Below are 18,942 nucleotides of genomic sequence, written 5' to 3'. Positions count from 1 at the left end.
ATCCCCGCCCTTCCGGCAGAGGAGAATGCCGGGCGGTTCGCCAACTCCTGAGTACTGGCGCAGAAGGACAGGACTGTGCGTCCGTCTGCGCGCTCAGGAGGCGACAATGCGCGTGAGCAGACCAGTGCACCGCTTCACCACCGACGGCCTGAAGCTCGAGGTGGGGGAGACGATTTCGGCCACCGTCAGCTACGAGACGTACGGCAGTCTCAGCCCGCAGCGGGACAACGCCGTGTTGCTGTGCCATCCCTTCCTCGGTCACCGGCATGCGGCCAGCAGCGCGGCAGACCCCCGCCCCGGCTGGTGGGAGCCGCTGGTGGGCCCCGGGCGCGCGTTTGACACCGACCGCTATTTCGTCGTGGCGGTGGACACGCTCTATAACCCGCACCGCGCCGATTCGGCCGCCGCCGGCGCGGGCGAGCCGGAAGCGGATCGGCTTCCCCAGGTGACGGTGCGGGATAACGTGCGGCTGCAGCGGCAGCTGCTGTCGTCGCTGGGCATCGAGCGGCTGGCCTGCGTGGCGGGCCCCTCCACCGGCGGCTTTCAGGCGCTGGAATGGGCCGTGACGTACCCCGACCGGGTACGGCAGGTGATCGCCGCAGCCAGCGGCCCCCAGGCGACGCCGCTCTTCTCCCTGGCGGTCTGTCAGGCGGCCATTGACGCCATCGCATCCTCCCCCCGGGACGGGCTGCTCCATGCGGTGCGGCTCTACCTCACGCTCTCCTCCTCTAACGACTGGCTGGACGCGGTCTGGGGGCGACGCACGGCGACGGCCTCGCCCCACCCCTGGGCCGGGCCCGACGGCCGCTACGCCTTCCAGGCCGAGCTGGATGCCGAGGCTGAACGCCTGGCCCGCGTGCTGGGTCCGGCCTACGTCGCCGCCACCGCCCGGATGGCGCTCCTCCACAACGTGGCCTGCGGCAACCGCGACCTGGAGGTGGCGGCGCAGAAGATCACCGCCGAGGTCCTGCTCATGCCCGTCTCCTCCGACATCCTCTTCCCCCCGGCCGTCAGCCAGGATTTCGCAGGCCTGATCCGCACCTACGGCGGGCGCGCCGAGGTCTGGACCCTTGACTCGCTGGCCGGCCACCGGGCCGCACTCCTGGAGGCCCACCGCCTGACCGAGCCCATCGCGTCTTTCCTCGGCCATCCCGTCCGGCACTGAACCCTGTCTGGCAGGAGTTGGGCGTCGCGCGGCGAATAGGCGCGGAGACGAGCAAGGGAAGGGGTGGCGCTCATGCTGCAGCCTGGCCAGGTGGCCCCCGACTTCACCCTGGAGTCCACCGAGGGCACGTTTACTCTCTCGGCGCTCCGGGGCCAAAAGCGCGTGCTCCTGATTTTCTACCCCAGGGACAACACACCCGGATGAAACCGGCAACTTGCCGCTGCGCGTGACGCAGCGTTCCTGTACGAGGCCCGCGGGGTGCAGGTGGTGGCCGTCAACCCCGGCAGCCTCGCCTCGCACAAGCGCTGGGCCGAGAAGCAGGGTTTCCGCTTCCCGCTCTGCGCGGATGAGGGGAAGGCCGTGGCCGCCGCCTACGGCGTGCTGAACGCCCTGGGCCTCATCCAGCGGACGGTTTTCCTGATCGACCGGCAGGGGGTGATCCGGTGGACGCAGCCGGGCATGCCGTCCACCACGGAGATCCTGGCCGCCATTGACGCCCTGCAGGACTGAAGGAGGAATGGCCATGGACCGGGTGCGCCTGATGACCGGCCTGACCCGGGTGGCGACCACGGGGAACGGCGAAAGGGCGACCGGTGCCGCCCGCGTGCCCTTCCGCGAGCATCTGGCGCGCACCCACGCCATGCATTTCAATGAGCGCATCGACCGGGCCTTGCAGGAGATCGACGAGCTGGGACGGCGGCTGACCGAGTCGCTGACCCAGGAAGACCTGCACCGCTACCGGGAGGCGATCGGACGCCTCTTCCGGGACATCACGCGGCACATGGCGGAGGTGCGGCAGGAGCTGGACTGGGATACCGGGGCCTGGGAGCAGCGGACCCTGATCACCATCCAGCGGGTGGACGAGCGGCTGGAGGAACTCTCCCGCCTGGTGCTGGAGCAGGAGCGGGACCGGCTGGCTATCCTGGCTGCCGTGGACGAGATCCGGGGGCTGCTCCTGGACGTGAAGATGTAGAGGAAGATGTGCGCCGTATGGCCGCGACGCCTGCCGTCGCGGCCATGACTGTTTCCACTATAGAGAACAGTCTCTTGCCGCTTCCCGCCTCCCGTGGTAGCATGCAGCCACGGTCAGTCTGAGAGTGGGGAGTGGTTGCGTTGACGGATCGGCGGTACCGGTTGGAGACGCTGGCGATTCACGCCGGCCATGAGGTGGATGCCACGGGGGCGCGGGCGGTGCCGCTCTACATGACCACCTCCTACGTGTTCCGGGACGCGGAGCATGCGGCACGGCTCTTCAGCCTGCAGGAACCCGGCAACATCTACACCCGCATCATGAACCCGACCACGGACGTGTTTGAGAAGCGCGTGGCTGCCCTGGAGGGGGGCGTGGGGGCGCTGGCCGTGGCCTCGGGGCAGAACGCGGAGCTCTACGCCATCCTCAACCTGGCCCGGGCGGGTGACGAGATCGTCGCGGCCTCCAGCCTCTACGGCGGCACGTACGCCCTGTTCGCCCACAACCTGCCCCGCCTGGGCATCACGGTGAAGTTCGTCGACCCGTCGGATCCCGAGAACTTCCGGTCGGCGATCACCGACCGCACGCGGGCGCTTTACATCGAGACCATCGGGAATCCCAAGTGCGACGTGCCGGACATCGCGGCGATTGCCGACGTCGCCCACCAGAGCGGGCTGCCCCTCATCGTCGACAACACCTTCGCGTCGCCCTACCTCTGCCGGCCCATCGAGCACGGCGCCGACATCGTCATCCACTCCGCCACCAAGTTCATCGGCGGCCACGGCACGGCCATCGGCGGGGTGATCGTCGACAGCGGTCGCTTCGACTGGGCGGCGGGCAGGCACCCGCTCTTCACCGAGCCCGACGCGGCGTACCACGGCCTCCGGTACGCCGACCTCGGTGAGCAGGCGTACATTCTGCGGGCCCGGGTGAGCCTGCTCCGGGACCTGGGCGGCGCCCTCTCGCCCTTCAACGCCTTCCTGTTCCTCCAGGGTCTGGAGACGCTCCACCTGCGGATGGAGCGCCACTCGGCCAACGCCCTGGCCGTCGCCCGGTACCTGGAGCTACACCCGCAGGTGGAGTGGGTGGCCTACCCGGGGCTGGAGTCCAGCCCGTACTACCCCCTTGCCCGCAAGTACCTGCCCCGGGGGCAGGGGGCAATTCTCGCCTTCGGCATCCGCGGTGGGCAGGCGGCCGGTCGGCGGTTCATCGAGTCCCTGCGCCTCTTCTCGCACCTGGCCAACGTGGGCGACTCGAAGTCGCTGGCCATCCACCCCGCTTCCACGACGCACGAGCAGCTCTCCCCCGAGGAGCAGCGCGCGGCGGGGGTCACGCCCGAGATGGTGCGCCTCTCGGTAGGCACGGAACACATCGACGACATCCTCGAAGACCTGGAGCAGGCGTTGCACACCGCAACGCACTAGCAGAACCGGCCCCGGCCGGGGCGAACGCCCCCGGTGCGGGGCCGGTCTCGCGCCGGGGGCCGGAACGCAGGCACGCCAGTGCGGCGATCGTTATAAGGCATGATTGAAGGAGCATTCTAGCGTGTGTTATCTTAAGTTAAAGCCCTATTATGCACTATTTGTACCATTCTTGGGAGGTGCAGCACATGCGGCGCGTCGGTGTACTCACAGGCGGAGGAGACGCCCCGGGCCTCAACGCTGTGATCCGCGCACTGGTGAAGCGGCTGCAGGCCGAGAACATCGAGGTGATCGGCTTCCGGAACGGGTACAAGGGGCTCGTGCAGGGCGAGTTCCAGGTGCTGCACAGTCAGGCGATCTCCGGCATTCTGCCGCGGGGCGGCACCATCCTCGGCACTTCCAACCGGGACAATCCCTTCAATTTCCATGGTGAAGACCGATTCGAGGACTGTGTGCGGCACGTGAAGGCACTGGGGCTGGAGTGCATCGTGGTCATCGGCGGCGAGGGCTCGCTGGCGGTGGGCGCCATCTGCTGGCAGCGCGGCCTGCCGGTGATCGGCGTGCCGAAGACCATCGACAACGACCTGTACGCCACCGACCAGACTTTCGGTTACGATACCGCCGTCAGCATCGCCACCGAGGCGCTGGACCGGCTGCATACCACCGCGGAGTCGCACCACCGGATCATGGTGCTGGAGGTGATGGGCCGCTACGCCGGCTGGATCGCCGTGGCGTCGGGCCTGGCCGGCGGCGCGGACGCGATCCTCATCCCCGAAATCCCTTTCACGTTGGAGGCGGTGGCGGCGAAGGTCAACCAGCGCCGGGAGATGGGCAAGCCGTTCTCCATCATCGTGGTGGCGGAGGGGGCCAGGACCCCCGAGGGGGAACTGCTCGTGCGGCAGACGGTGCCCGGCAGCCACGATCCCAAGCGGCTGGGCGGCATCGGCCAGTACGTGGCCGGTCGGCTCGAGGCCATGACCGGACTGGAGTCGCGCGTGACGGTGCTGGGCCACCTCCAGCGGGGCGGCAGCCCGACCGCCTTCGACCGCATCCTGGCCAGCCGGTACGGCGTCGCCGCGGCGGAGCTGGCCATCGACAAGGTCTACGGTCAGGTCGTGGTGCTCCAGAACGGCATCATCACCCACGTGCCGATCGAAGAGGTGGGCGGCAAGGTGCGGCCGGTGCCGGTGGACCACCCGATGATCCAGGCGGCCCGCGCTCTGGGCATCAGCTTCGGCGACCGGTGACCGGGGTTGCGCGGTGCAGCAGCAGGGCGCCCTGCGCGGGATGGGGCGCCCTGCGCGTTCGTGCAGGATCCGGGGCGTAATCTCATTTCGCTCAATCGAAGAAACGCAAAATAATCTGTAAATGGTTGACCGCGTTCGGCCCCCCTTGTTAGAATGAGACTGAGTCCCATCTTCAGGAGCCGGCTCACGCGGTTGGCAAGGGGGGAGTCACGGTGCACAGTACCATGGGGGAAAGGCTCGCCTGGGCCCGGAATCAGCAGGGGATGATTCTGCAGCAGGTGAGCGAGAAGAGCGGCCTGGCGGTAGGGTACATCTCGCAACTGGAGAAGGGTGCCAAGGTCAACCCGACGATCGACGCCCTCGGGCGCCTGGCCAGGGCCCTGGGGGTGAGCGTTGCGTTCCTGCTCGGGGAGGTGCACGCGCCGCCGTACGACGACCGGGCCGCGTTGCTGGTCGGTGGACAGGCGTGGACGGTGGGGCAGCGGTTCGCGCGCCACTACGAGGGGCTCTCTCCCCAGGAGCGGGAAAGGATCGCGCTGGAGACGGTGGAGCAGCGGTTCGCACGGGTGGTCGATTTCCTGTGCGAGGAGTTCCCGACGATCTTCACCCGGCCGGTGGTCGCCTACCAGCTGGGGCTGTCCGTGCGTGCGCTCAACGACATCCTTTCCGGCTACTGCGAGGTCGGCCCGATGGTGCTGGCGCAGATGGTCTCCATCACGGGCATTCCGCTTTCCTTCTTTGCCCGGGGCAAGCTGGAGAGCGCGCCGGTGGACGTGTCGCCGGCGCAGATGATTCAGTATGCCGAGGCGATCTCGATGGCGGCGGAGAAGCAGATCAGCCCGGAGAAGCTGGTCTGCATGATCCGCGAGATCGCGGCGAGCCAGAAGGAATGAGGCCCGTCCCGCATCTGCGGAGACAGGCCCCACCGTGCGTTGCCCAGTGCTACCAGATAACCGGACCGGCGGTCCGCGGCTCGGCCAGCGCCGTTGCCGCGACGGCCAGCAGGCTGGCCATAACGAACAGGGTGATCAGGACGCGACGCATGTGTACCTCCCCTTTCTGTGGAAATCCAGTGAGTTCACTCGGGCGCAGGTACATCCGTACCGGGTCTCTTTTTGTGGTTACGCCCGAACCTGTATCGCAAGTTGCGCAGCCGGCGAAGGATTGTCCCGCTGCGTGATGGCCCGGAAGCCCTCTGGCACCCGGGTTAGAGTGACACGAAGCCCAGGTCGTACAGCTTGCGCCGGAGGGCCGTGGCCCGGTTCATCAGCGCCGGCTGGCGCGCATTCAGCGCGTAGTGCTCCGCCAGGTTGGCGAAGACGCGCGCTTCCTCATATCGCTCCAGGAGCAGGGCGTTTTCGCCGGAAATGACCGTGGCCGACGCGAGCACGTGGTCGTCAACGCCGGGGCTGCCCGGGGTCAGTGCTGCCGCACAGTAGTCCATGGACCGCTTCAGGTCGCCGGTCTGCTGATGATAATACGCCCAGTCCGTCAGGAGACTGGCGGCGACCCGGTCGTTCGGGTGCTCCTGCAGGAGCCGTTCCAGGTTCTGGAGGTAGGTCAGCGCTTCCTCCGGTTCTGTGCGGGCCAGGTGGCAGTAGACGATTCCCCGCAGCCCTTCCATGAGGAGGGGCCAGTTGCCGCACTGCCGGAACAGATCCACGGAGAGGTGGTGCGAGCCGAGCGCGTCATCGTACTGGCGCCGCTGCCGGAAGATCAGCGCTAAGTTGTGGTGTGTCCGGGCCTCGAGGTCGACCAGCCACGGGGTCTGGTGCAGGTCGCGAAGGCAGGTGAACAAGTGGTCATAGGCAGTGGGATAGTCGCCCAACACCAGATAGTACTCGCCCAAATTGTAGCGGCACTTGTTGATCAGTTCGTGATCGTCCGAGCGTTCAGCGGCGGCGAGAGCATACTCGCCCAGTTTGATCGCGCGGAACACGTTTCCCTGGTAGTAGCTGGCGATGGCTGTTGCCTTGTAAGCCCTGGCCAGTTCCCCTGCGGTGAGCTGCCCCTGCCGAATCAGGCGTTCTCCTTCCGCTTGGGCTTCACGGTACTGCTGTAACTCCAGCAGGCGCCTCAGGCGCGACAGCGGCAAGCATGATCCCTCCCGCGGTATTCACAGAAAGATCAGGCCATTCGGTCCACTTCCCATGATATCCGTACGGGCCCCGCAACGCAAGTCTGGAAGTGAGAGATTCGTTCGACATATCTCGACAACCCGCTTGCCACGACGAAGCGGGTCGGCAGGGAGCGGCGTTTGCGATGCCCAATCATTCATGCTACACGTTAGACGAAGAGGTGAACCGTGTGATCCGAACCATTCTGTTCGACCTCGATGGCACCCTCCTGCCCATCGACACCGACGCTTTCGCCCGCGAGTACATGCGGGCGCTCGGCGAGTACGCCGGGCACCTGATCCCCTCCGACGTGCTGGTGCGGCAGGTCTGGGCCGCCACGATGGAGATGATTCGGAACACGGACCCGGCACTGACCAACGCCCGGGTCTTCGCCGACGCCTTCTTCCGCGCGGTCGGCCTGGCCGAGGAGGCGCTCATGCCAGTGTTCGAGGCCTTCTACCGGGAGCGGTTCCCCGCCCTGCGTTCGGCCTGCTCCGGCCTGCCCGGCATTGCCCGCTCGGTGCTGGAGACTGCCCTCGACAGGGGGTACGAGATCGTCCTGGCGACGAACCCGCTGTTTCCGCGCGTCGCCATCGAGGAGCGCATGCGCTGGATCGAGGTGGACGACCTGCCCTGGCGGCTGATCACCGTCTACGAGGAGATGCACGCCTGCAAGCCGCAGCTGCAGTACTACCAGGAGGTGCTGGAGAGGATCGGCAGGCGCCCCGAGGAGTGCCTGATGGTCGGCAACGACGTGCAGGAAGACGGGGCAGCGGCCCGCCTTGGCATCGACGTCTTCTTTGTCACCGACTACCTGATCGACCGGGAGGGAGTCGCCCTGCCGCCGGAGCGCTCCGGCACCCTGGCGGCGTTCCGGGACCGCCTGGCCGCGGGCCTGTAGGTGGCATTCGCCCCCACAAAGTGGCCAGGCCGGGCGTGTACCGACTTGCCATCAGACCGCGCCGTCAGAATAAACCCACCGGTGTGCGACCGCCGGCGCTTTCGTGCCGGCGGTCGCCGCGCGGAATATGCATGCAAAGCATGCACCGGATAACTCTTTTTCATCCTGTACGTCCGTTGCGTGACGCCCTTTGCAGGCTATCCTCGTTGACTCCTAAAGAAACTAGACCGTATAATGGGCATTGGCCTGTGACGGATGGTTCATGCGGTAGTGCGAATAGCCTATTCCTCCGGTGAGGGGGTGACGGAATGAGCCAGACCAAAGTGAGGGAGCTGGAGTGGCTGAATGATCCCGTCGTCCTTTCCGAGGTCGACGTGGTCAACCAGAACGTCATCGCGGGCAAGCTGCCCGACGTGATCAAGAAGGTGCTGGGCTGGGGTTATGGCAACTCCACCTGGCCGCTGGGCTTTGGCATCGCCTGCTGCGCAATCGAGATGATGGCGGCCTGCGCCTCGAAATATGATATCGCCCGCTTCGGCTCGGAGGCGATGCGCATGTCGCCTCGGCAGGCCGACGTGATGATCGTCGCGGGCACCGTGAACGAGAAGATGGCGGTGGTCGTCCGCCGGCTCTACGACCAGATGGCCGAGCCGAAGTTCGTCATCGCCATGGGCGCCTGCGCGTCCAACGGCGGTCCGTACTGGGATACGTACAACGTGGTCGACGGCGTGCACAAGGTGGTGCCGGTCGACGTCTATGTGCCGGGGTGCCCGCCCCGGCCGGAGGCGTTGCTGCAGGGGCTCATGGAGATCCAGGAGATGATCAAGACCGGAAAGCGCGGCCTGATCACCAAGGGCTAGCGCAGAGAGGGCAGGGCCGTTTGCCCTGCCTTTTGGCCGGAGGTCGGTGAAAGGGGAACTGCCCGGTGAGCTACTCGTATGTTGACCTGGTGACGGTCATCATCGTCGCCATCGGTTTCACCCTGATGAACTACGGGCTCGTGCGTCTTTTCGCGCCCCGGAACCCCTTCCAGGGCGAGAAGTTGGAGACCTACGAATGCGGTGAGCTGCCCTTCGACGACGCCCTCGTGAACTTCAACATCCGCTATTATGTGTTTGCTCTTACTTTCTTCGTGTTCGATATGGAAGCGATCTTCCTGTACCCCTGGGCGGTCGTCTTCGACGTCCTCGGGGCCGGCGCCCTGATCGAGATGTTCCTCTTCCTCGCCATTCTGGCGATCGGGCTGTTCTATGCCTACAAGAAGGGCGTCCTCCACTGGGTGTGACGCCCCGGGCGCCCTGGCCTATACCCGGCATCTGCTGTCATCAGTGTTCCAGGGGGTGAGTCCGCTTGGACTTTCTGAAGGAGCGGTTTCCTGACGCCCCGATGACGACCCACGTAAACGGTGATACGGAGATCCTCGTGCCGAAGGAGCGGTACGAGGAGGCTGTTCGAGCCTGCTACGACGCGGGCTATAAGTATTGCAGCGTCGTGACGGCCATCGACTGGCAGGACCGCCTGACCCTCGTGGCCAGCCTCTGCCGCATCGACCCGAACGAGGTGGGCGCCCGCAACATCCACATCAAGGTCGACCTGCCGCGCGAGGGCGCGCACATCCCGTCGATCAGCAAGCTTTACCCGGGCGCCAACTGGCACGAGCGGGAGACGTACGACATGTACGGCATCCGCTTTGACGGCCATCCCAACCACCGCCGGATCCTCCTGCCCGACAACTGGCAGGGCGGCCATCCGCTGTTGAAGGACTTCGTCGACCGGCGACCCAAGCGCCCGCGGCTCGTGCGGCACCGCTTCGCCGAGTAGCCCGGTGCGGAGGTGTGAACGTGGAACGGACGAGAGAGCTACTGGTCAACATGGGCCCGCAGCACCCCTCGACGCACGGCGTGCTTCGGCTCATGATCAAGCTCGACGGCGAGCAGGTGACGTGGTGCGAGCCCGACATCGGCTATCTCCACCGGTGCTTCGAGAAGCTCTCCGAGCAGAAGACCTACCCGCAGGTGATCCCTTACACCGACCGGACGGACTACCTGGCGGCGATGCTGAACGAGCAGTGCTACGTGGAGGCGGTGGAGAAGCTCTTCGGCGACGCGATCCAGGTGCCGGAGCGGGCGCAGTACATCCGGGTGATGATGGCGGAGCTGCAGCGCATCACCTCGCACCTGCTGGCGCTGGGCTCCATGGCCATGGACCTGGGCGCGACGACGCCCTTCCTCTATTGCTGGCGCGACCGCGAGAAGCTGTATTCCCTCTTCGAGCGCATCACCGGCGGGCGGATGCTCTACAACTACTTCCGCATCGGCGGCGTGCGCAACGACCTGCCGGAGGGCATCATCGGTACCCCGCAGGACGGCGAGGACAAGTCTGATAAGACCATCTGGGGATTCATCAATTACTTCGATTCCTATGTGTACCCGGAGTGGGACGCCCTGGTGACGGGCAACCGCATCTTCCAGTATCGCACGAAGGGCATCGGGGTGCTCACGCCGGAGCAGGCCATCGCCTACTCGGCGTCCGGCGCCGTGCTCAGGGGCTCGGGCGTGAAGTGGGACCTGCGCAAGAACCTGCCCTATGCCGTCTACGACCGGCTGGAGTTCGACATTCCCGTGGGCAGCAACGGCGACTGCTTCGACCGCTGGTGGGTGCGGCAGGAGGAGATGAAGCAGTCCTCCCGGATCGTGAAGCAGTGCCTGGAGTGGCTGGCCGAGAACCCGGGACCGGTGATGGCGAAGGTGCCGCGCGTGCTGAAGCCCCCGAAGGGCGAGGTCTACCACCGCATCGAGGGTGCCCGGGGCGAGGTGGCGTGCTACGTGGTCTCCGACGGCGGCCCGAACCCGTACAAGGTCAAGTGGCGCTCGCCGGCCTTCACCCACCTGCAGCTCATGCCGCTCCTGGTGCCCGGCCACAAGATCGCCGACATCATCGCGATCCTGGGCTCCATCGACGTCGTGCTCGGGGAGGTGGACCGGTAGCATGGAGTGGTGGTACAGCCTGCCCCCCACCGCACAGGTCTGGATCGGCGGCTTCCTGAAGGGTACCCTGATCCTGATCTGGGGGCTCCTGAACTTCTTCGTCTGCCTCATGCTGGAGCGCAAGCTCTCGGCGTGGATGCAGAACCGCGTCGGCCCCTGGCGCGTGGGTCTGTGGGGCTGGATCCAGCCCGTGGCCGACCTGCTCAAGCTGTGGGTGAAGGAGTACATCCAGCCCAACAACGTTGACCGGTGGCTCTACCTCATCGCCCCCTTCATCGGTTTCACCACCGCCAACCTCGTGTGGCTCATTGTGCCCTTCGGCGACAAGCTGATCGCAACGGATCTGGAGATCGGCATCATCTTCATCGCCGCCGTCACCGGCTACGACGTGATCGCCACGTTCATGGCCGGGTGGGGCTCCAACAACAAGTACTCGATGCTCGGCGCCATGCGCGGCGCTGCGCAGCTGATCTCCTACGAGGTCACGATGGTCATGTCGGTCATCGGCGTGGTGATGATGGCCGGCTCGCTCAGGCTGTCGGACATCGTGCTGGCCCAGCAGGAGCGGGGCCTCTTCGGCTGGTTCCTCTTCCCGCAGATCATCGGCTTCATCGTCTACCTGATCGCATCGCTGGCCGAGCTGAACCGCGCGCCGTTCGACCTGGCCGAGGCCGAACAGGAGCTCGTCGCCGGTCACCACACCGAGTATTCCGGCATGCGGTGGGCCATGTTTATGCTCGCTGAGTATATCCACCTGGCCGCCTGGTCGACCATCGCCGCCTCGCTCTTCCTGGGCGGCTGGAACGGCCCCACGCTGGGGCAGGTGGCCGCCGGCCTCGGCAACGTGCTGAACGGCTTCGGCGCCTTCGTCAACCCGGTGGGCACGGCCGTGGCCGACTGGGGCCTGTCCATCATGAACAGCACCGTCCTCAACTGGATCGCGGGCGTCTTCTGGCTGGTTCTGAAGACCTACTTCTTCGTGTTCCTGGCGATGTGGATCCGCTGGACTCTGCCGCGGGTGCGCATTGACCAGCTGATGGACCTGGGCTGGAAGTTCCTGCTCCCGGTCTCGCTGTTCAACATCTTCCTGACGGGCACGCTCCGGTACGTCGCCGTCACCTTCGACGGCCTGCCGGTTACGATCGGCTCCTTCACCCTGCGACTCCTGGGATGGTGGCTTTAGTAGGGAGGTGAGCCCGCATGCGTGTGACCAGCTTCGTCGGGGAGGCGTGGCGCACAGGGAAATCCATCGCGACGGGACTGCAGATCACGTTCCGTGAGATGATGTTCCGGCCCGCGATCACCGTGTTCTACCCCGAGCAGAAGGACAACATTCCCCCGTGGTTCCGGGGGATTCCGGTACAGAAGACCGACCTCCGGACGGGCGAGTACAAGTGCACCTCATGCGGACAGTGCGCCGACGCCTGCCCGGTGGGTGTGATCACGATCGAGTGGCACCAGGATCCGGAGACCAAGAAGAAGGTTTCCGACCGGTTCGCCATCGACATGTCCCGCTGCATGCTCTGCAACCTCTGCGTGGAGGCCTGCCCGTTCGACTCTCTGGTAATGGGCATGGACTACGAGCTCTGCAAGGTGAACCCCGAAAATCTGGTGTTCGAGTTCGAAGACCTGCTCCGGCTCGGGCTGAAGTACTCCCGGGCCGAGGACCCGGGCCCCAAGGCCAAGAAGTCGACCACGCCGCCCTGGGTGTTCCACGAGCTGACGGGTGCGACCGAGGACGACATCCAGGACGTGCATGGCTACCTGGGCCGTCCGCCCCTGCCGAAAGGTTACGAGCCCGAACTGAAGCCGCAGTTCCGCCAGCAGGTGGCAGAGCAGGGCGAAGCGCCTGCGGCGAAGGCGAAGCCCGCCGGTGAGGCGAAGCCTGCGGTTGGTGCGAAGCCTGCTGCGGAGGCCGGGCCGACTGGGGATGCTAAGCCCGGGGCGGCGGGGCAGCCTGCTGCGGAGGCCAAACCGGCGGGCGAAGCGAAGACCGCCGCGGAGGCCGGGCCGGCAGCCGGGGCGAAGCCCGCTGCGGAGGCCAGAGCCGCTGACGGGCCTGCGGCGGCGAGCAAGGAAGGGGAGGGGGCCGGACAACCGTGACCACAGACCTGCTCATGAGCGGCCAGTTCTGGACCTTCATCATCCTGGCCGTGGTGACCCTGGTCTCGACCTACCGGATGGTCACCGCACCCCTGATCACGCACGCCGCTCTGTTCATGGCGCTCTCCTTCACGGCCGTCGCGGGCATCTTCCTCCTGCTGCAGGCCGAGTTCGTGGCGGCGATTCAGGTGCTCGTCTACGCCGGCGCCATCACCACCATGGTCATCTTTGCCATCATGCTCTCGGGGCTGCGGGACATCAAGCAGCAACAGCAGCAGGGCGAGCGGGTGAAGCTCTGGCGCACGAACCCGGCCGTGCTGGTGGTCGGTGCGGTCTTCGCCGCCTTCATGCTGTACCTCTACTCCACCGCCAACCTGCCGGCCGGAGCCGTCGAGCGGTCGGTGGTTCCGGTGAAGACCATCGGCACTCAGCTGTTCACCACCTACGTGATCCCGTTTGAGATCGCCTCGATCTTGCTGCTGGTCGCCATGATCGGCGCCATCATCCTGACGGCGAAGGAGGCGGAGTCGTAGTGGAACTGCCGATCTACTATCCACTCGGTCTCGGCGCCCTCCTCTTCGGCCTCGGGCTGTGGGGCGCCCTCACCCGCAAGAACGCCGTCCGCATTCTGATGTTCATCGAGATCATGCTCAACGGCGTCAACCTGAACCTCATCACCTTCAGCCGCTATTACTGGCAGACCAGCCCCGAGACGGCGGCCCGGGCTCCGATTCTCACCCTGTTCGTGATGACGGTGGCGGCGGCTGAGGCGTCGGTGGGCCTGGCCATCATCCTCTCGATGGTGCGGAACCGTGACGTCGTCGAGGTCGACAAGGCCACACTGCTCAAGGGTTAGGAGGGGTACAGCGTGGACTTCTTCCTGAACAACGCGTGGGTCATCGCTGCGCTCCCCCTGGCCGTCTCGGTGGCGATCGCCATGTTCGCCGGGCTGCTGCGAGACCGCGTCTGGGTGCTAGGCACCGGCGGCATGCTGATCACCTTCCTCTGGTCGGTGTTCGTGCTGGTGGCGGTCATTTCCGGCCAGCCGGCGGCGGCCCACGGTCCCAACTACTTCACCGAGCCCGCCTGGCACGCCTCGTTTGACTGGGCGAGCCTGGGCCCGTACGTATGGCGCATGGGCTTCCAGGTCGACAACCTGACGGCCCTCATGCTGCCGATGATCACCCTGGTCTCCTTCGCCGTGCAGCTTTACTCCAGCGCCTATATGCACGGAGATAAGCGGGTTCCCCGCTTCTACAGCGCCATCAACCTGTTCACCCTGGGCATGCTGCTCCTGGTGCTGGCCGACAACCTTTTCCTGCTGCTGGTGGCCTGGGAGATCATGGGTCTCTGCTCCTACCTGCTGATCGGTCACTGGTACGAGCAGGCCTGGCCTCGTTACGGCCAGATCAAGGCTTTCCTCACCACCCGCGTCGGCGACGTGGGAATGATGATGGGCATCTTCATCATCTTCTTCGCCGCCCGGGACCTCACGTGGGCCGGCCTGGCCGAGAAGATGCCCACGCTGGTGCAGGACCCGGTGACCGCCGGGCTGCTGGCTCTCGGTGCCTTCCTGATCTTCACGGGCGCCATCGGCAAGTCGGCGCAGTTCCCGCTGCACGTCTGGTTGCCTGACGCGATGGCCGGCCCCACTCCGGGTTCCGCCATCATCCACGCGGCGACCATGGTGGCCGCCGGCGTCTACCTCATCGGCCGTGCTTTCATGATCTACGGCAACGTGGCCCCGTGGGTGCTGGCCGTGGTCACCTTCGTGGGCGCCTTCACGTCGCTCTTCGCCGCCACCATCGCCACGCTGCGGTGGGACATCAAGGAGGTTCTGGCCTACTCCACCATCTCGCAGCTGGGTTACATGATCATGGCCATCGGCCTCGGCGGCTGGACGTCGGGCAACTTCCACCTGCTCACCCACGCCTTCTTCAAGGCGCTGCTCTTCCTTGCCGCCGGCTCGGTGATTCACGCCCATCACCACAACCAGTTGCTCCACAAGATGGGCGGCCTGCGCAAGAAGATCCCGGTCACCTTCTGGACCTGGATGGTGGGCTACGCAGCGCTGGCGGGCGTACCGGGCTTCTCCGGCTTCTTCTCGAAGGACGGGTTGTTGGCTGACGCCTGGATGTGGTCCAACCCGGCGGTGCCCGGCTGGGCGCTGAAGCTGCCTTTCATCATGGCCCTGACGACCGCCTTCCTCACGGCTTACTACATGACCCGGGCCACCTACCTGGCCTTCTTCGGTGAGCCCAGGGACAAGGACCTCTACGAGCACGCGCACGAGTCGCCCCGGGCGATGACGGTGCCCCTGGTCATCCTGGCGGTGCCGGCTGCGCTCTTCGGCTGGCTGGGCACGCCGCTCTTCCACCACTTCACGCACGCCGACTGGATGATCTTCGTCCAGAACTTCCTGCACCTGCCCGGCCTCGAGCACCACATTGAGTTCAGCACCGAGCTTCTGGTGACCGGAATGGCCACCACGGCGGGCCTGCTCGGCATCTTCCTGGGCTGGTACCTGTACGCCGTGGTGAAGCCGGAGACCCGCGCCGCGTGGATTGCGAGCCTGAAGCCTGTTTACAACCTGGTCCGGAACAAGTACTATGTCGACGAGTTCTACGAACTGGCCATCATCAAGACGACCCAGGCGTTCTCCCGTGCAGTGGCCTGGTTCGACGGCGCCGTGGTCGACGGGCTTGTCAACCTGGCCGGTACCGTGGCCGTCTACGCGTCGGAGGTTGCGGGCTGGTTCGACAGGCATGTCGTGGACTTCCTGGTGACAATGTGGGCGGATATCGCCCGCGGACTGGGCGCCGCCTTCCGGAGGCTCTCCACCGGCCTCGTGCAGCAGTACATGCTCACGTTCTTTGCCATGCTGGTGGCCGGCGTGGTGCTGGTCCAGGTAATTAGATAGGAGGCTGTCGGGGATGTTGTCGCTCATCGTCTTTGTTCCCCTGGTCTTCGCCCTGGTGATGTTGTTCGTGCCGAAGACGCAGGAGAAGCTCCTGTACCTGCTCGCGGGCATCGGTACCCTGATTCCGTTCGTCCTGGCGCTCGTCCTGGCCTCCCAGTGGGCCGCCGCACCGGTCTCCACGGAGCCGTACGCCGCGGGCATGCGGTTCGTCACCCACGTACCCTGGATCGAGTCGATCGGCGTCCATTACACCCTGGGCGTCGACGGCTTCGGCTTCTCGATGCTCCTGCTCTCGACCCTGCTGTTCCCGCTGGCGGTGCTGGCTTCGTACAAGTACATCAACACGCGGGTGAAGGACTACCTGATCCTGCTGCTGATCCTGGCTACCGGCACCAACGGCGTGTTCGTTACCCTGGACTTCATCCTCTTCTACGTGTTCTGGGAGATCGTGCTGCTCCCGATGTACTTCCTCATCGGCATCTGGGGCGGCGAGCGCCGTGAGTACGCGGCGATCAAGTTCTTCCTCTACACCCTGGTCGGCTCCACCGTGATGCTGGTCGGCGCCATCTACCTGTATGTCCGGACCGGCGTCGGCACCTTCAACCTGCTGCAGATGGCTGCGGAGACGTCGCGGCTGCCGCTTGATGCGCTCACCGTCTTCGCCTTCTTCGCCCTGCTGGTGGGCTTCGCCATCAAGGTGCCGATGTTCCCGTTCCACACCTGGCTTCCCGACGCCCACGTGGAGGCTCCCACGCCCATCTCGATGCTGCTGGCCGGCATCCTGCTGAAGCTGGGCTCCTACGCCATGGTGCGCATCAGCCACCCGCTGCTGCCGCAGGTGGCCACCCGGTACGCGGATCTGGTCTTCGTCTTCGGCGTGGTCGGCATCCTGTACCCGGCTCTGGCGGCCATGGCGCAGAAGGACTTCAAGAAGCAGGTCGCCTACTCTTCGGTCAACCACATGGGCTTCTTCATCATGGCCCTGGCGGCGGCCAGCAAGCTGGCGCCCACCGACCCTGACCTGGCCCAGGTGGCCCTGCAGGGTGGTTACTTCGTCACCATCGCCCACGGCCTGATCTCGCCCCTCTTCTTCTTCGCCGTCGGCATGTTCTACGAGCGCACCCACACCCGTGACCTCACCAAGCTGGGCGGCATGTTCCTCACCGTCCCGGTGATCTCGTTCGCCACGGCGTTCATTGCCTTCGCCAACCTGGGCCTGCCGGGCCTGGCCGGCTTCATCGGCGAGTTCGTCTCCCTCACCGGGTCTTACCCGGCCTTCGGCCTCTGGGTGCTGGTGGCCGGTGTCGGCATGGTGATCACGGCCGCCTGGCACCTGCTGACCATGCGGAACGTGCTCCTGGGCGAGGCGAAGAAGGAGTACGCCGGCCTGCCCGACATCAACTGGAAGGAGAAGATCATCTTCGCACCCGTGGCCGTGCTCATCGTGCTGTTCGGCGTCTACCCCAGGCCGGTGTTCGACCTGCTCGCTGCTTCTGTGCAAACCCTGACGCAGGTGATGGGTCTGGGAGGGATGTAGCTTGCCGGGTGCAATCAGTTGGAGTGAGCTGGTGAACCCGAGTTACGTCGCCGTCCTTCCCCATCTCATCATCACCGGCACGATGCTCCTGGTCATCCTCCTGGACGCCTACTTCAAGGAGAAGCGCGGCCTCGTCTGGGTTACGCTGGCCGGCGTGCTGGTGGCGCTGTTCTCGGTTGGGTGGAGCGCCACGGACCGGCAGATTCAGGCGGCCATCGCGGCGGGCAGCCCCAGGGAGTACTGGGCCAACATGATCGTCGCCGACGGCTTCACCTACTTCATGAACGGCGTGCTGCTGGCCATCGCTGCACTGGTGATTCTGCTCTCGGCCGACTACGTGGCCAAGTTCCTGCGGGGCGCGTACATGGAGTTCTATGAGATCGTCCTGGCGGTCACGCTGGGCATGATGTTCATGGTCTCCTCCCGCGACCTGATCACCATCTACGTCGGCCTGGAGCTGTCGTCCATCTCCTCGTACATCCTCGCCGGCATCCTCCGCAAGGACCCGAAGTCCAATGAGGCGGGCCTGAAGTACTTCCTCACCGGCTCGGTCGCCTCGGCCGTGCTGCTCTTCGGCCTCTCGCTCCTCTTCGGGGCGACGGGCACCACCCGGCTGCCGGACATCGCCGCGGCACTGGCGGGCGGCAGCCCCGTGGTGGCTGCCGCGGGCAGCGCCGTGACGCCGCTCCTGGTCACGGGCATGGTCTTCCTGATGGGCGGTTTCGCCTTCAAGGTGGCGGCGGTGCCCATGCACCTCTGGGCGCCTGACGTCTACGAGGGGTCGCCCTCGCCGGTGACCGCCTTCTTCTCCGTCGGCCCCAAGGCGGCGGCCATGGCGGCCATCCTGCGGGTCTTCGTCGACGGGCTGGGCGTGGTGCCTTACGTGGAGCGGTGGACGGTGATCTGGGCCGTGATCTCGGCCGCCTCCATGACCCTGGGCAACCTGGTGGCGCTCCAGCAGAACAACATCAAGCGGATGATGGCCTACTCGTCCATCGCCCAGGCCGGGTACATCCTGGTGGGCGTGGCCGCCTCCGGCCTGCAGAGCACCCAGGGCATCTCCGCGGTGCTGTTCTACTTGATGGCCTACGCCGTCACCAACCTGGGCATCTTCGCCATCATCACCCACCTCGACCAGGAGGGGGGCTGGGTGAGCGTGGACGACTACCGGGGCCTGGCCTTCCGCCACCCGCTCTACGCGTGGGCCCTGCTGCTCTTCTTCGTCTCGCTCATCGGCATCCCGCCCACGGTGGGCTTCCTCGGGAAGGTCTTCCTCTTCGAGGCGGCCGCCGCAGCCGGCTACGTGTGGCTGGCGGTGCTGATGGCGATCAACTCGGTGATCTCGGTGGGCTACTACTACCGGGTCGTCCGGGTGATGTTCCTGGAGAAGGGCGATTACCCGGCGCTGCACCGCAGCGGCGGCATCAGCACCACGGTGGTCCTTTCGCTGGTGGGCGTGGTGCTCCTCACGATTTTCGCCAATCCGTTCGTGCAGTGGACGGCCCAGTCGGCGGCGCTGATCAAGTGATACGGCGGCATGGAGAAGGGGGCTCTCCCGCGAGTCATCTGGGATG

19 protein-coding genes are annotated in these 18,942 nt (G+C 65.9%); 18 read left to right on the top strand and 1 reads right to left on the bottom strand.

Translation table 11 applies throughout. The features are described 5' to 3' along the window. The first annotated feature begins 112 nt into the window (after positions 1-112). From AB2385_RS09485 to AB2385_RS09460, 6 genes are all read left to right on the top strand, one after another. Positions 113-1,165 (top strand): alpha/beta fold hydrolase, encoded by a 1,053-nt coding sequence (locus AB2385_RS09485; protein ID WP_367654732.1) that lies wholly within the window; start codon positions 113-115, stop codon positions 1,163-1,165. 72 nt (positions 1,166-1,237) lie between these two features. Continuing rightward, positions 1,238-1,675, top strand: coding sequence for a peroxiredoxin family protein (locus tag AB2385_RS09480; RefSeq protein WP_367654730.1), 438 nt, complete (start codon positions 1,238-1,240; stop codon positions 1,673-1,675). A gap of 13 nt (positions 1,676-1,688) precedes the next feature. Then, positions 1,689-2,138 carry a YaaR family protein gene (locus AB2385_RS09475; protein ID WP_367654729.1) on the top strand — a complete coding sequence of 150 codons (450 nt, stop codon included), beginning with the start codon at positions 1,689-1,691 and terminating at the stop codon, positions 2,136-2,138. Between the two features lie 140 nt (positions 2,139-2,278). Beyond that, a complete protein-coding gene (locus tag AB2385_RS09470) occupies positions 2,279-3,559 on the top strand; it encodes a homocysteine synthase (RefSeq protein WP_367654728.1) in 1,281 nt (426 codons plus the stop codon). A gap of 185 nt (positions 3,560-3,744) precedes the next feature. Then, positions 3,745-4,803 carry a 6-phosphofructokinase gene (locus AB2385_RS09465; RefSeq protein WP_367654727.1) on the top strand — a complete coding sequence of 353 codons (1,059 nt, stop codon included), beginning with the start codon at positions 3,745-3,747 and terminating at the stop codon, positions 4,801-4,803. 212 nt (positions 4,804-5,015) lie between these two features. After that, positions 5,016-5,696, top strand: a complete 681-nt coding sequence (locus tag AB2385_RS09460; protein WP_367654726.1) for a helix-turn-helix domain-containing protein — start codon at positions 5,016-5,018, stop codon at positions 5,694-5,696. A gap of 314 nt (positions 5,697-6,010) precedes the next feature. On the opposite strand, the gene AB2385_RS09455 is transcribed toward AB2385_RS09460, so the two are convergent. Further along, on the bottom strand, positions 6,011-6,898 hold the full coding sequence (locus tag AB2385_RS09455) for a hypothetical protein (protein WP_367654725.1): 888 nt from the start codon (positions 6,896-6,898) through the stop codon (positions 6,011-6,013). Positions 6,899-7,110: 212 nt separating this feature from the next. On the opposite strand from AB2385_RS09455, the gene AB2385_RS09450 reads away from it, so the two are divergent. The 12 genes from AB2385_RS09450 (at position 7,111) to AB2385_RS09395 (ending at position 18,896) form a co-directional block, all read left to right on the top strand. Further along, entirely contained in the window at positions 7,111-7,821 is a 711-nt protein-coding gene (locus tag AB2385_RS09450) for an HAD family hydrolase (RefSeq protein WP_367654724.1), read from the top strand. A 308-nt stretch (positions 7,822-8,129) separates the two neighbouring features. After that, the gene (locus tag AB2385_RS09445; RefSeq protein WP_367654723.1) at positions 8,130-8,681 is read left to right on the top strand and encodes an NADH-quinone oxidoreductase subunit B; all 552 of its coding nucleotides are present in this window, start codon (positions 8,130-8,132) and stop codon (positions 8,679-8,681) included. Positions 8,682-8,746: 65 nt separating this feature from the next. After that, positions 8,747-9,106, top strand: coding sequence for an NADH-quinone oxidoreductase subunit A (locus tag AB2385_RS09440; protein ID WP_367654722.1), 360 nt, complete (start codon positions 8,747-8,749; stop codon positions 9,104-9,106). Between the two features lie 65 nt (positions 9,107-9,171). After that, positions 9,172-9,642 (top strand): NADH-quinone oxidoreductase subunit C, encoded by a 471-nt coding sequence (locus AB2385_RS09435; protein WP_367654721.1) that lies wholly within the window; start codon positions 9,172-9,174, stop codon positions 9,640-9,642. A gap of 14 nt (positions 9,643-9,656) precedes the next feature. Then, positions 9,657-10,808, top strand: coding sequence for an NADH-quinone oxidoreductase subunit D (locus AB2385_RS09430; protein ID WP_367654720.1), 1,152 nt, complete (start codon positions 9,657-9,659; stop codon positions 10,806-10,808). A 1-nt stretch (position 10,809) separates the two neighbouring features. Then, positions 10,810-11,991: an NADH-quinone oxidoreductase subunit NuoH gene (gene nuoH, locus AB2385_RS09425; RefSeq protein WP_367654719.1), complete on the top strand. Its 1,182-nt coding sequence runs from the start codon at positions 10,810-10,812 to the stop codon at positions 11,989-11,991. 17 nt (positions 11,992-12,008) lie between these two features. After that, positions 12,009-12,911, top strand: a complete 903-nt coding sequence (locus tag AB2385_RS09420) for an NADH-quinone oxidoreductase subunit I (protein WP_367654718.1) — start codon at positions 12,009-12,011, stop codon at positions 12,909-12,911. Continuing rightward, positions 12,908-13,444 (top strand): NADH-quinone oxidoreductase subunit J, encoded by a 537-nt coding sequence (locus tag AB2385_RS09415; RefSeq protein ID WP_367654717.1) that lies wholly within the window; start codon positions 12,908-12,910, stop codon positions 13,442-13,444. The genes AB2385_RS09420 and AB2385_RS09415 overlap by 4 nt, the downstream gene beginning before the upstream one ends. Beyond that, positions 13,444-13,767: an NADH-quinone oxidoreductase subunit NuoK gene (gene nuoK / locus AB2385_RS09410; RefSeq protein WP_367654716.1), complete on the top strand. Its 324-nt coding sequence runs from the start codon at positions 13,444-13,446 to the stop codon at positions 13,765-13,767. The genes AB2385_RS09415 and nuoK overlap by 1 nt, the downstream gene beginning before the upstream one ends. Before the next feature lie 12 nt (positions 13,768-13,779). Further along, positions 13,780-15,831, top strand: a complete 2,052-nt coding sequence (gene nuoL / locus AB2385_RS09405; protein ID WP_367654715.1) for an NADH-quinone oxidoreductase subunit L — start codon at positions 13,780-13,782, stop codon at positions 15,829-15,831. 13 nt (positions 15,832-15,844) lie between these two features. After that, complete coding sequence (locus AB2385_RS09400) at positions 15,845-17,368, top strand: NuoM family protein (RefSeq protein ID WP_367654714.1); 1,524 nt, start codon at positions 15,845-15,847, stop codon at positions 17,366-17,368. 1 nt (position 17,369) lies between these two features. Further along, positions 17,370-18,896 (top strand): NADH-quinone oxidoreductase subunit N, encoded by a 1,527-nt coding sequence (locus tag AB2385_RS09395; RefSeq protein WP_367654713.1) that lies wholly within the window; start codon positions 17,370-17,372, stop codon positions 18,894-18,896. Positions 18,897-18,942 lie beyond the last annotated feature (46 nt).

Origin of the sequence: Symbiobacterium sp. (assembly GCF_040797425.1) — a bacterium.
GTDB lineage: Bacteria > Bacillota > Sulfobacillia > Symbiobacteriales > Symbiobacteriaceae > Symbiobacterium.
Note: the sequence above shows the minus strand (reverse complement) of the source record. Positions and strands in the feature narration are given on the sequence as shown.

Coding starts and splice junctions, on each gene's coding strand:
- AB2385_RS09475 (WP_367654729.1), top strand. CDS start 1,689: ATGGACCGGGTGCGCCTGATGACCGGCCTGACCCGGGTGGCGACCACG.
- AB2385_RS09465 (WP_367654727.1), top strand. CDS start 3,745: ATGCGGCGCGTCGGTGTACTCACAGGCGGAGGAGACGCCCCGGGCCTC.
- AB2385_RS09445 (WP_367654723.1), top strand. CDS start 8,130: ATGAGCCAGACCAAAGTGAGGGAGCTGGAGTGGCTGAATGATCCCGTC.
- nuoH (WP_367654719.1), top strand. CDS start 10,810: ATGGAGTGGTGGTACAGCCTGCCCCCCACCGCACAGGTCTGGATCGGC.
- AB2385_RS09420 (WP_367654718.1), top strand. CDS start 12,009: ATGCGTGTGACCAGCTTCGTCGGGGAGGCGTGGCGCACAGGGAAATCC.
- AB2385_RS09400 (WP_367654714.1), top strand. CDS start 15,845: ATGTTGTCGCTCATCGTCTTTGTTCCCCTGGTCTTCGCCCTGGTGATG.